This is a genomic window from Anabaena sp. FACHB-1237, from assembly GCF_014696225.1.
GTDB lineage: Bacteria > Cyanobacteriota > Cyanobacteriia > Cyanobacteriales > Nostocaceae > FACHB-1237.
This window is the reverse complement of record NZ_JACJPV010000008.1, coordinates 12,469-24,622: the sequence shown is the minus strand read 5'-3', so window position 1 is coordinate 24,622 and position 12,154 is coordinate 12,469. Positions and strand designations below refer to the sequence as shown.

General features: G+C 33.8%; 9 protein-coding genes. 6 read left to right on the top strand and 3 right to left on the bottom strand.

Features of this window, described 5'->3' with window-relative positions; genetic code table 11:
- Nucleotides 1-15 precede the first annotated feature (15 nt).
- On the top strand, nucleotides 16-441 hold the full coding sequence (locus H6F32_RS05920) for a pre-16S rRNA-processing nuclease YqgF (protein WP_190368412.1): 426 nt from the start codon (nucleotides 16-18) through the stop codon (nucleotides 439-441).
- A gap of 203 nt (nucleotides 442-644) precedes the next feature.
- Here the strand turns inward: H6F32_RS05920 and H6F32_RS05915 are convergent, their stop codons facing one another.
- Complete coding sequence (locus H6F32_RS05915; RefSeq protein ID WP_190368411.1) at nucleotides 645-908, bottom strand: DUF3146 family protein; 264 nt, start codon at nucleotides 906-908, stop codon at nucleotides 645-647.
- A gap of 259 nt (nucleotides 909-1,167) precedes the next feature.
- Nucleotides 1,168-1,800 carry a DUF938 domain-containing protein gene (locus H6F32_RS05910; RefSeq protein WP_190368410.1) on the bottom strand — a complete coding sequence of 211 codons (633 nt, stop codon included), beginning with the start codon at nucleotides 1,798-1,800 and terminating at the stop codon, nucleotides 1,168-1,170.
- Nucleotides 1,801-2,132: 332 nt separating this feature from the next.
- Here H6F32_RS05910 and H6F32_RS05905 point away from each other — a divergent pair, with 332 nt between their 5' ends.
- Nucleotides 2,133-3,551, top strand: a complete 1,419-nt coding sequence (locus H6F32_RS05905) for a 1-acyl-sn-glycerol-3-phosphate acyltransferase (RefSeq protein ID WP_190368409.1) — start codon at nucleotides 2,133-2,135, stop codon at nucleotides 3,549-3,551.
- Nucleotides 3,552-3,725: 174 nt separating this feature from the next.
- Here the strand turns inward: H6F32_RS05905 and H6F32_RS05900 are convergent, their stop codons facing one another.
- Complete coding sequence (locus H6F32_RS05900) at nucleotides 3,726-4,640, bottom strand: glycosyltransferase family 2 protein (RefSeq protein WP_190368408.1); 915 nt, start codon at nucleotides 4,638-4,640, stop codon at nucleotides 3,726-3,728.
- A gap of 512 nt (nucleotides 4,641-5,152) precedes the next feature.
- On the opposite strand from H6F32_RS05900, the gene H6F32_RS05895 reads away from it, so the two are divergent.
- From H6F32_RS05895 to H6F32_RS05880, 4 genes are all read left to right on the top strand, one after another.
- Nucleotides 5,153-5,833 (top strand): hypothetical protein, encoded by a 681-nt coding sequence (locus H6F32_RS05895; RefSeq protein ID WP_190368407.1) that lies wholly within the window; start codon nucleotides 5,153-5,155, stop codon nucleotides 5,831-5,833.
- 60 nt (nucleotides 5,834-5,893) lie between these two features.
- Entirely contained in the window at nucleotides 5,894-7,849 is a 1,956-nt protein-coding gene (locus H6F32_RS05890; protein ID WP_190368406.1) for a P-loop NTPase fold protein, read from the top strand.
- Nucleotides 7,850-7,855: 6 nt separating this feature from the next.
- Entirely contained in the window at nucleotides 7,856-9,394 is a 1,539-nt protein-coding gene (locus H6F32_RS05885) for a DUF1802 family protein (protein WP_190368405.1), read from the top strand.
- A 367-nt stretch (nucleotides 9,395-9,761) separates the two neighbouring features.
- A complete protein-coding gene (locus H6F32_RS05880) occupies nucleotides 9,762-12,107 on the top strand; it encodes a PhoX family phosphatase (RefSeq protein WP_190368404.1) in 2,346 nt (781 codons plus the stop codon).
- Nucleotides 12,108-12,154: the final 47 nt, after the last annotated feature.

Here is a 12,154-nt window from a genome sequence, read left to right as displayed (position 1 = left end):
AATTAACTAACAAAGATGAAAAATACAGAAATGATAATTTTAGGATTTGATCCTGGTAAAGATAAATGTGGTTTAGCGGTAATGGGAACAGATCAGACATTATATGATCATCAAGTGGTGTTAGCAGAGGAAGCAATAGTAAGTATTGATAAATGGTGTGAAAAATTTGGTGTTGACTTATTAGTAATGGGAGATCAAACCACATCAAAAAAATGGCGAAAAAAACTGGATCAAGAATTGAATAAAGCCATGAAAATTGTATTGGTAGATGAAAGAAATAGCACATTAGAAGCACGCGATCGCTATTGGCAAATGTATCCACCCCAAGGAATAAAAAAACTCATACCTCAAGGAATGAGACAACCTCCTAGGCCTATTGATGACATAGTAGCTATATTATTAATTGAAAGATATTTGAAATTGAAATTACAGGTAAGCTAATGTGCAGCACTCACTGTATAAATAAAAAACCTGAAGTTACAGTAGCACAAGCATCTTGCTTGTATTAATTATTCAAGTTAAAGGCACAACAGCTTAATAGGTGACAGCAATAAAGGAAAACGATCCTAAGGATCCTAATAAAAATTCAACATTGAAAATTCTTATTTTTTAATTCTTGATATTCTGACTCCTTGATCTGCACGTTACAATTCTGCCCGAATAGTAAAATTATAGTCTCCTCCAGGCTCTAATTGATAATCCCTTTGTTCCAAAAAACGCCCCAAAGGTTCTTTAATTAAAGCACGACCTTGAGAGGGTTTAACCACTAATTTACTTTGGCGGAAATGCCATTTAAAATGCCAATTATAGCTACCTGCGGTGACTTCACCTTCAAAAAAGCCAAATTCCCAAGATTGACTGGTGATTTTCACATAAGCAGTGGTTTCTGGAAGACGTTTATAAGTCATAAGCTGTTGTGCTTTTAACTTGAATAATTAGTACAAGCAAGATGCTTGTGCTACTGTAACTTTAGGTTTTTTAATTATACAGTGAGTGCTGCACATTAGCTTATCAGGGGATGTGGATAATGAGAGGACTAAAAAATGCCTAAGATGATAAGATGATAGATAATATAACGTAAATCCAGACGTTGAAGATCCCCGACTTTTTGAAAAAGTCGGGGATCTGGTTGTTCATTATTAAGTAAAAACTATTGAATGAAAATTATTAAAGATGAGAAAAAACCACTGATAAATTATTAGCAGGCATAGAGTAAACCTGTTCTAACTTTAAATTATTTGCTGCTGCTGCTGCAATAACATCTTGCAAATTACGCACTCCCCAGGCAGAATTGTGAGACTGCAAATATTCATCAAAACTAGCATTACTGGGTGCAGTATGGTCACCATTTTGTTTATAGGGACCATATAAATATAAAATACCACCAGAGGTCAAAATTCGTCCCGCACCAGCCATAAGTCCCAAACAAGCGGACCAAGGAGAAATATGAATCATGTTAATATTGACAATAGCAGTAATAGGCGATTCTAGTATAAAATCTCTTTCCACCGGCCAAAATTCTGCACTGGCATCTAAATCCAAAGGTGGGAGAATATAATCACAGGGTAAAAACTCCTGCCAAGCGGTAATACTAGCACGCATTTCTGGGTTAGGATCAGAAGGTAGCCATATACGCGGTGCTAAATGGTAAGAAAAAAATATACCATGTTCACCAGTACCACTAGCCACTTCTAAAACTGTACCTTTTTTTGGTAAAACCTGTAAAAGTATCTCTAAGATAGGTTCACGGTTACGTTGAGTTGCTGGGGCAAATTTTCGTCGATCTGATGATTTATTCATATTATGATAGATGATATAGGAATAATATTTTAATGCATTAAAAGATAAGTAGGGTGTGGTTCGGCAAACTCACCAACCACGTCAGACTCTATAAATTCTATCAATCAACAGATTTATCATATCTGACACACCTGACATACCTAATAAATTAACACTTATCCGATGTGGCATTTAAAACCTTACAAGAAAATCTGCGTTTGGCTGCGTTTAGCTGCGTTAGATTTTTTACCTGGGACATAATCACTAACGCCATAAAACTAATAAAACTAATAAAACTAATAAAACTAATAAAACCTTTATCCACAATAATACTCGGAGAAAAACTCGCTTCAATGCCTAAATTTATATATAATACCCAACCAGCTTTAAAATTCATTCCCCAAAAATTTAACCTTTGGGTTGTACAAATTATATCTTGGATGCTACCGTTGATTCTCCGATTTAGAATTAAACCTTGGTTACCTGCGGGCATTACCCAGATAGAAGCGGAAAATGCAGAAATTTTAGCCAAATTATATCAGGAATTTCAACAGGGTAAGGTGCGTTTTTTAATAGCTTTTCGTCATCCTGAAGTGGAAGATCCGTTAACTATGTTATATTTGCTATCTCGTATTATTCCCAGGGTAGCACGTGAAAAACAAATTGCTTTAAAATATCCACTTTATACTCATTTTATGTATGAACGTGGTATGACAATATGGGCTGGAGATTGGTTAGGATGGTTATTTTCTTGTGCAGGAGGGATACCCATTCGTAGAGGGAAAAGGGCGGATAGAAATGCTATTCAAATCGCTAGAGAATTGTTTATGAATGGGAAAATGCCGATCGCTGTTGCGCCAGAAGGTGGTACAAATGGACATAGTGGTATAGTCAGTCCGTTAGAACCAGGAGTATCTCAATTGGGTTTTTGGTGTGTAGAAGATATAGAAAAAAATCATAGACAAGAAGAAGTATTTATTATTCCAGTGGGTATTAAATATAGTTATATTAATCCACCTTGGCAAAAAATCAATCAGTTATTAAGTAGGTTAGAAATTGATAGTGGTTTAGGAATATTTGTTAGTTCTGATAATTACGAATATCAAGAAAGAGAGAAACATCTTTATGTGAGAATATTGCGTTTAGCAAATTATTTAATCTCGGAAATGGAGGGTTTCTATCAAAAGTTTTATCATCAAAAATTTCCTGTTATTGAGATAGTAGAAACCTATGAAAATGAGATTTTAATAATTAAATTACACAGGTTAATGGATACAGCTTTAAACGTATGTGAACAGTATTTTAATGTTCCATGTCAGGGTAATTTTATTGATAGATGTAGAAAACTAGAAGAAGCTGGTTGGAATTATATTTATCGAGATGATATTACTAATATTGATAATTTATCTCCTTTGCAAAAAGGGCTTGCTGACTGGGTAGCAGCCGAAGCATCTTTAAAAATGAACCACATGAGAATAGCAGAAAGTTTTGTCGCAGTTACAGCTAATTATATTTTAGAAAACCCTACAGCAGATAGATTTGCAGAAACGCTATTATTGATGTTTGATATGGTATCAAGAATTAAAGATTCTAGTTCTAAGGGAAGGCCAAATTTAGGTTATAAACAAGCAAAAATTACTATCGGAACAGCTATTTCTGTAACTGAAAGATGGCAAAGTTGTCAAGGGGATAAACAGGTTTTAAGACAGGGGGTAAGTAATTTAACAGAAGATTTATTTAAGAGGTTAGAAGAATTCGTGATTGATGATTGATATTATGCCATGAAGTCATCATTAGATTTAATAATAGATTAATAATAGATTAATAATAGATTAATATGTGCTTCAGCCCAAGCATAAAAATCACATTTATCATTTATAGAGATTGTTTTCTTGAATTTTCTCGGTTTTTAGAATTACAACCTCCTGTATTTTTCTATTTGTTCTCTACTTTTGTTGATAAGCTGCATAAACCGCATTAACATTATACCAATTTAAGAAAATTCTGGCAATTTCTAAGGCTAATTGTGGTTTTCCTGAGTCTATTAACCATTGCAAAAAACCTGCCATTGTTTTTTCATTTAACATTCCATTTAAAGATAATATACCCCACAATAAACGATGAAAGAATGTCATTTGAATCATCATTTTTACTTCCCAAGTGGGATGTTTTTGGTAAAACAAAACTCCCATTTTACCGCGTTGAATTTCTTGGTCTATTAGTTTAGGAATTTGTGCTAAATTAAAGGCAGGATGCCAATGATAACCTACTGCTTGGGGACATTTAATTAATTGTAAACCAAGTTTTTTTAGTCTTACTCCTAATTCTAAATCTTCCCAACCATAAAGTTGAAAATTGATATCAAATAAACCTGCGGTTTCTAACCAATGTTTAGGAATTGCGACGTTACCAGTGGCGAAAAATGCGGCGGAAAAGTCAGTTATTTTGTAGGGTTCAGATGTGGGGTTTTCAAAGTTGGCAGTGTTAATTACTGCACCATAGGTAAAGAATTTATCACTTTTTAGTTTTTGTTTTCCAGTAATTAAAGCCTGATAATGAGATTGGAGAAAATCAGACAATACTACTAGATCACTATCTATAAAAATGATTATATCACCTTGGGCTTTTTCTACGCCTAAATTGCGAGCGATCGCTGGACCTCCATGATTTTGGACAAAATATTTAACATGATTAAAGTTCTGTTGATTTTGTTGTAACCAATCAATTGTACCATCGGTAGAACCATCATCTACTAAAATAATTTCATAATCACCAGTAAAAGTTTGTGATTCTAAAGCCTGGAGACACTTTTGTAAAATTGGTAAACGATTATAAGTGGGAATAACAACACTAAAAAACATAGAATTAATGATTATTTAATGATCAAATAGAATGATAACATATTATGGATAAAATATTACAGTAGTTTCCACTCGTTATGAGGTACAAGGTTAACAGGCAGGATGCCCGTGCTACAAGGGTTTTATGATTTTGTGTTTGTGCCGCATTGACATAAAATATGCTGTGAATATAGCAGTTATAAATGATTTATCAACGACAAAATCCCCTATTCCCTTAAGGTTATCTCTGGTTTTCAATTATTATTTTTATGTAGAGAATTTTTTTATGTAGAGAATTGAAAACCTAACGCCCCTAGCCCCTTCCATGGCTGGAGAGTAATTTTAGTTTTTGCTTACGTAAACTTAACCAGTTGCTATTTTTTGATAAGTTACGTAAATTTTCTGTTGATTTTTGTATAGATATTTTGAGAATTTTATCAGCAATTTTAAAAAAAAATACAATAAATTTTCTGATTGTGGTGACATCAAAGTTACAATATTATAATAGTAGTAGTTATTTAACACACATTACCATGAGTTCAAAGACTAACGATTTACAGGAAAGTTACGCTAAAACTCGTTTACTCTTGGCGTTGTGGGATTTGGGGGGATGTGAGGAAAAGGTTGCTAGGGGTAAGTTAGGTAAGCGTATAGTGCCTAAAGGTCAGAAAATGACTGATTATCAAGGTATTTTAGATGATTTGACGAATCAGGGCGCAATTACTGTTTCTAAAAAAGGATCGGCTATTACTTATACTCTCACTTCTTCAACAGGTTTAAATTTATTAAAAGCTGCTTTACGGAATGATGAGTTTGAGTTTAATAGTAATCTTGGCGCTTGGGTAGGTAATTCTTTGTTGCGATTGTTCCGTCAGGTTGATGTTGTTGTACCTGCGTCTGTTGTGTCAGATAATGGGGTTAAAGTTGAGGTTATTAGTTCCTATGAGGAGTTTAAAACTGTGGCGTTGGATGTTTATGATAAGTTGAACGAGGATTACAATTTAGATGATTTAGTACCTATTTATCGCATTAGAAGAGAAATAGGTAAACGAGTTAGCCGTGAAAAATTTAATACATGGTTAGTAGAAATGCAAGCGGATGATATTTTGCAACTGATGACAGGAGAAGTACCTGATTTTACCAGTGACAAAAGAGAGGATTCAATTTCCATTCCTGGTACACAACTACGTTCTTACGCTAAACGATTGATTTAATCACATTATTTGACAACTATTTCATTAAACTTTTCCGTTCCTTACACTTGAGAAATTACCATGACGAATACCCCTGTTTCCGCTATAGAAGCGGTAAATAATGCCATCAATAGTCATAATCCATTTACTAATGCTGGAATTACTCAACAACAGAATATTTGGGGAAAAGGATTTCCCGATGTACAAACCTTAAATGCTCATGCTTCTAACAAGGTTTTTGAAGCAATTGAATTTGTTCGCAAAAGTAAATCCAATCAAGATAAAGTGACTTCAATAGTCATCACATCACCTGTGGGAGTTGGTAAAACCCATCTTTTGAGTCGTATTCGTCATGAACTAGAAAAAAGAGGAGGTGCTTTATTTGTTTATTCAGGTGTTAATAACTATACAGACTTAAATTTAGTTAAGTATCAATTACAGCAAACTTTAGCAGACAGTTTGAGTAAAACTGGAAGTCAAGAAGTGATGCAATGGCAAGAAGTAGCCGCAGCTATGGTTAGTGAAGGAGAAAAAAATACTCCATCTCCAGCAGATTTAGTCAAAAAATTTGACTCTACTTATAAAAAGAGATTAGCTAGAAATAGCAATCTTATAGATGTTTTGCAAAACAAGGTAATTAAAAATAAACCTAGTACAGATCCTTATATTGTTAGAGCTATTTTATGGACACTTTCACAAATTCAAGTTTCCTTTGCAAAATTATGGTTATCTGGTGAAGAATTAGCTCAATCAAATGCTAATGATTTAGGATTACCTAATCTTTCTAAAACTAATCAAGATAGAGAAGCAGAAGCACTCAATAAAATTCAGCAAATTTTAAATATTGTTAGTTCCTATAATCCAGTTATTATTTGTTTTGATGAAATAGATATTGAAAATAATTGTAACGAGGATGGTTTGACAACACCATTAGTAATTGCTGATCTTGTAAAACGTCTCCATGATACTTTGGAAAATTCAGAACTTGGTCAAGGTGTGGTTATTCTCACAGTCATGAAATCAGAAACCTGGAAAGATGTTATTAATCAACAACACGATGGTAAAGTAGACAGGCTTTCAAAATATACACAAGTCAAACCTATAGAACTAAAACCTCTTAATGCTGATGCTATGGTGCAATTAGCAACTATTTGGTTACAGGAATATTATAGTTCAAAAAACTTAATTCCTCCTCATCCACTGTATCCATTTGAAGAAGGTAAATTGAGAGAATATGGTAAGAATAAACCAACAGTTCGGGAGGCTTTACGATGGTGTGCAGATAATTTTAAGATTGAAGAAGATCCACTTCCTTCCGATCCATTTGAAAGGTTTGAAATCGCATTTACAAGGGAAAGTGACGTAAAATTTGAAGAATATATAGAAGATGGTTCTCGAATAGCTGACGCTCTTTATTTTGGATTTAATACTTTAAAAGGACAAACATTAGAAGGCGTAAGTATTGAAGAAATCACAAATGATATCAAGCCTAAATCACATAATAAGAATTTTATAAACTTCAAAATCATCGGTAATGAAAATGGTAAAGAAGTAAAAATTGGGGTAGCAGTTATCCAAGATTCTCAATTTACATTAAATGCTTGTTTAAGAAGGTTAAATGACTATCATACTTTCGATTTAACTCGTGGTTGTTTAGTGCGTTCTAAATCAAAAATAGAACAAATGAAGAAAAGATCAGAAGGATATAAACTACTGGATGAATTGATAGTCAGAAAAGGAGGAGAACACGTAGATTTGATAGAAAATCAAATTCGTCCATTGATAGTAATATTGGCTATTTATAATAAAAAGGAAAAATATCAATTAACAGAAGACCAGATTTTTGAAATTATTTCTAAAAATAATATTACTTTTGATAATTTGTTACTTAAAGAAATTTTAAGTGATCCATCTGGTAATATTATTGAAGTTGATGATGAAGATGATTTAAGTGATTTATTTGGAGATAGCGAAGATATTGATGTTGATATATCTGAAGTTGGCGATGAAGATAATTTAAGTGATTTACTTGGTTAATTAATTATGAATAAATCTTTTTCAATTTCTACTGTATTATGTTTACCTGTTCCTGATATTGAAGCACTAATTCAGGGAAGAATAATAGTAGCTTTACCTAAATCATTTCTTCATTCTGGAAAAACATTCGCTTTTTATCCTGTGGAAATGTCTACAGTGGAAATTAATAAATACTACCGGACAAACTTTTTACCCATTGCTAAAACTGCATGGGAAAAATTTCACCAAGCAGGTATTTTATTACAACCAGAACAACTAAATTTAATTAAAACCCAGAAACAATTACAATTACCTTTATCTCAAAATAATGTTTTAATTAAAGCATGGGCTAGATGTGAATTTTGTCGAACTTTAGATAAAACCGAACCACTAGATATTTTATCTCAATTAACCATCTGGAAAGCAGAAAGATTTGAGGAAATATTACAAAAACATCCCCATTTTTTCCTAGCTTATTTGCGCGTGCATCATTTAGATAAACCCTTAGAAATTCCATCTATTCCCAACATTCAACAAAAACTGGGAAAATTTGCCCCATTACCTCATAATATTTCTGTATCTGAATCTAAACCTCTATTAAGTGATCAGATATTTATACAACGCAAACAACAACTACAAAACCGCCAACCTCCCCTACATCCTGAACTGGAAGAACTGCAAGGTGTATTATTACCAATGGCTAAAAATAACCCAGCAGTACAACTACTAGAACAGGAAATTAGAGTATTTTTAGGATGGAGTAACCAACCTGGGAAAAATAGCCTAGATCCTGATTTGTCTTGGATTAAAACCATAGCACCTTTAGGAAATAGAAGCATAGAATTTGAAGAGAAAAAAAGTAATTATCAAGCAGGTACAGACTTTGAAAATATCTCTCGTCAAAGTTTGGAATTTTTAGGTTTTCAAGTGGAAAATGCTTATAAAGGAGGTGCGGGAGGTTTAGATTTATATTGTTCTCAGCCTTATCCTTTAGTGTGCGAATGCAAAGCAGGAAGAAGTATTACAGATCGTGCTGTGGAAGAATTAGATAGAATTGGTAAAAGACATCTACAAGAAAATTATTTACAAGCTGTACGCTTAATTATTGGACCTGGTGAACCTACAAAACAACTGAAAGAAACTTTAATTAAATCTGCAAAACTATCTCAAACAAGTGTTATTAAAGCTATGACATTACAAAAATTAGTAGAACTAAAGGCAAAATATCCAGGTGCTATAGATTTGATGGAGTTAAAGCAATATTTAGAACCAGGACAAATTGATGATAAAATTAATGAATATATTGATCAAGTAAAAAAAGAAATAAAATTGCGATCGCACATTATCCAAGTAGTCAAAAAACATCTGGAAAAAACAGATAGCAAGGATGCTAAAGTTAGTGAACTTATAACAGCATATCTTTATCAAGATCCTCCACAAAACTTAGATGATCAAGAATTATATAATATTCTTATAGAACTATCATCACCATTAACAGGTTATTTAGGAAGAATTAAAGCAGATAGTTGGCAAAATGAGCACTTTTATTACCTACGAGATTTATAGAAAATAGCGATCGGCTAATGGCAGGCAAGATGCCCGCGCTACAAAGATGTTACTATAAATAGCGATCGGCTAGTGGCAGGCAAGATGCCCGCGCTACAAAGATGTTATTATAAATAGCGATCGGCTAATGGCAGGCAAGATGCCCGCGCTACAAAGATGTTACTATAAATAGCGATCGGCTAGTGGCAGGCAAGATGCCCGCGCTACAAAGATGTTACTATAAATAGCGATCGGCTAATGGCAGGCAAGATGCCCGCGCTACAAAGATGTTACTATAAATCGCTGTACCTTATAAGAACGGAAACTGCTGTATAATTTTACTACAATCACATAATGCAATTATAGGATATTTCAGGAGAAATACTCAATGACTCTTAACCGCCGACAAGTTTTAAAATTTTTTTCAGCGACAGTAGTTACCTCTGTGCTTGCAGAACAGGTTTTTGAAAATATAAATAACATTGCCCAAGCGCAAGCAAAACCTACTTTTAAAACCCGTTTTACCCCTGTACGTTTACCCCATCCTTTACCCATTTATCAAGAAGTTAATAGTTTCTTACCTACAGCCATAGGAAAAGGAAAAATTATCAAGGCAGAAAATAATGTTAAATTAACTAATTATCAGATTATAGATGATGTAGTTATTCCTCCAGAATATGAACGTTATATAATATTAGGCTGGGGAGATAGATTATTTAACAATCCTGATGAATATGTAGGTTGTAACTGTGATTATACAGGATTTATTCCCCTTAATAAAAATTCTCAAGATGGTTATTTATGGGTAAACCATGAGTATATTAGTTCGGCAATTTCTCTCTCAACAACTGATAATTTTGACCATAGAAAAGGGTTGATAAGTACATTTTCTCAAATCGTTAAACGAGATTTACCTCAGATGAGAAATATAGAGTTAAATGGAGAAATTCTATATAATTTAGGGGGTTCAATTGTCCGCATTTCTCATGATCAGAAAAATCAAAGATTTACCGTAGTTAAAGATGTCAAAAATCGTCGTATTCATGGACTTTCTGGCTTAAGAATTAACGGTCAAAGAACAGATGGATATAAGAAAATTACATCTTGGGGAAAACTCAGTTATCAACAAGGTGATGAAAACTATTTAATAGCTACTGGACCTGCTGCAACTGAAGTTTTTACTATTAGTAGTGATGGATTAGGTAACAAAATTATTGGTACTGCTTATAACTGTTCTGGCGGAACAACACCCTGGGGCACTATTTTAAGCGGAGAAGAGAATTTTCAAGGTAGTAGTACATCTGTTATAGGTGTGACAGAAGCAGTCAAGTCTAATGGTACACAAATAGGTTATATTCCTGGTACTGTGGGCGAAATATTTGGTCTAGTGGGAGAAAAATATGGTTGGATAGTAGAAATTGACCCAACAAATTCCAATTTTAGACCAAAAAAACATACCTGGTTAGGTCGTTATCGTCATGAAAATGTGGCTTTACGAGTGGAAGCAGGTAAGAAATTAGTGACTTATATGGGTGATGATAGACGCGGTGGCCATACTTATAAATTTGTGAGTAATGGTATTGTAAGTAACATTACTGCTAAGAGTAATAGCAATTTATTTAATAGTGGTATTTTATACGTTGCTAAATTTAATCCTGATGGTACGGGAGAATGGATACCTTTATTATTAAATACTCCCACAAATCCCATACCGCCTTCTGTACTTTCTTCTGTGGAATTTACGGCTTTAGGTTCGGCACAAAAAGAGGGGATTTTACCTTTACCTCGACGTAAGGGTATAGCTGGTGAAATGACAGATGGTGGTGTATTTGCTTGTACTAGACTTAATGAAATAGCTACCTTACCAAATTATCAAAATAAAAAGTTGAGTGATTTTTATATATCTCAAGGTGCAATACTTTGTGATGCTTTTTTAGCTGCTAATTTAGTAGGAGGTACACCTACAGCACGTCCTGAAGATGTGGAAATTCATCCTAATACAAAAGAGGTTTTTATTGCTTATACAGATGGTGCGCCTAGTAGTGATGGCTATGCAGATTCACGTATTTTTCAAGTAGCAAAATTAGATCCAGCTATCAACGGCACTCAAGACAGTGGAGGAATTTATAAGATTATTGAAAGTAGTAGTGATGGTACAGGTACAAGTTTTACTTGGGAAAAATTTGTCCAAGGAGGAGAAGCTGGAACTGTGGGAGGTGCTGGGTTTGCCAATGTTGATAATTTAGTATTTGATACCCAAGGTAATATATGGGGTGTGACTGATATGATGAGTATTAATGGTGTAAATGGTGCTACTAGCAACACGGTTAATCATCAAAGTGTGGGTAATGTTTCTAGTTTAACGGGTGTATTTGGTAACAACTGGATTTTTTGTATTCCTACCAGTGGTAGTAATGCGGGAAAAGTCATACCTTTTGGTTATGGACCAGTGTTGTGTGAAATGACAGGACCTACATTTGTGGGTAATACTTTAATTATTTCTGTGCAACATCCTGGTGAAAATTCACCTGTTAATGATGGTACGATCTTAACTCGTGACTTGGAGATATTGGATTTAGACGGTACAACTTTTAATCAAAGTCGTACTATTCCTCGTGGTAGTAGTTGGCCGAGTAATATTTCCACTGTTGATGGTGGTAATGCTAATTTAACAGGTATTCCCCGTCCTTGCGTTATTGGTATTCGACGGAAAGATGGTGGTAATTTTGTTTAGATGATTTTATGTTAGTTATATATTTATTGTGAGCGATCGCTTTTGAT

What these genes read in the sequence shown, in the direction of transcription:
- H6F32_RS05920 (WP_190368412.1), top strand. Translation starts at nt 16, where the DNA reads ATGAAAAATACAGAAATGATAATTTTAGGATTTGATCCTGGTAAAGAT.
- H6F32_RS05915 (WP_190368411.1), bottom strand. Translation starts at nt 908, where the DNA reads ATGACTTATAAACGTCTTCCAGAAACCACTGCTTATGTGAAAATCACC.
- H6F32_RS05910 (WP_190368410.1), bottom strand. Translation starts at nt 1,800, where the DNA reads ATGAATAAATCATCAGATCGACGAAAATTTGCCCCAGCAACTCAACGT.
- H6F32_RS05905 (WP_190368409.1), top strand. Translation starts at nt 2,133, where the DNA reads ATGCCTAAATTTATATATAATACCCAACCAGCTTTAAAATTCATTCCC.
- H6F32_RS05900 (WP_190368408.1), bottom strand. Translation starts at nt 4,640, where the DNA reads ATGTTTTTTAGTGTTGTTATTCCCACTTATAATCGTTTACCAATTTTA.
- H6F32_RS05895 (WP_190368407.1), top strand. Translation starts at nt 5,153, where the DNA reads ATGAGTTCAAAGACTAACGATTTACAGGAAAGTTACGCTAAAACTCGT.
- H6F32_RS05890 (WP_190368406.1), top strand. Translation starts at nt 5,894, where the DNA reads ATGACGAATACCCCTGTTTCCGCTATAGAAGCGGTAAATAATGCCATC.
- H6F32_RS05885 (WP_190368405.1), top strand. Translation starts at nt 7,856, where the DNA reads ATGAATAAATCTTTTTCAATTTCTACTGTATTATGTTTACCTGTTCCT.
- H6F32_RS05880 (WP_190368404.1), top strand. Translation starts at nt 9,762, where the DNA reads ATGACTCTTAACCGCCGACAAGTTTTAAAATTTTTTTCAGCGACAGTA.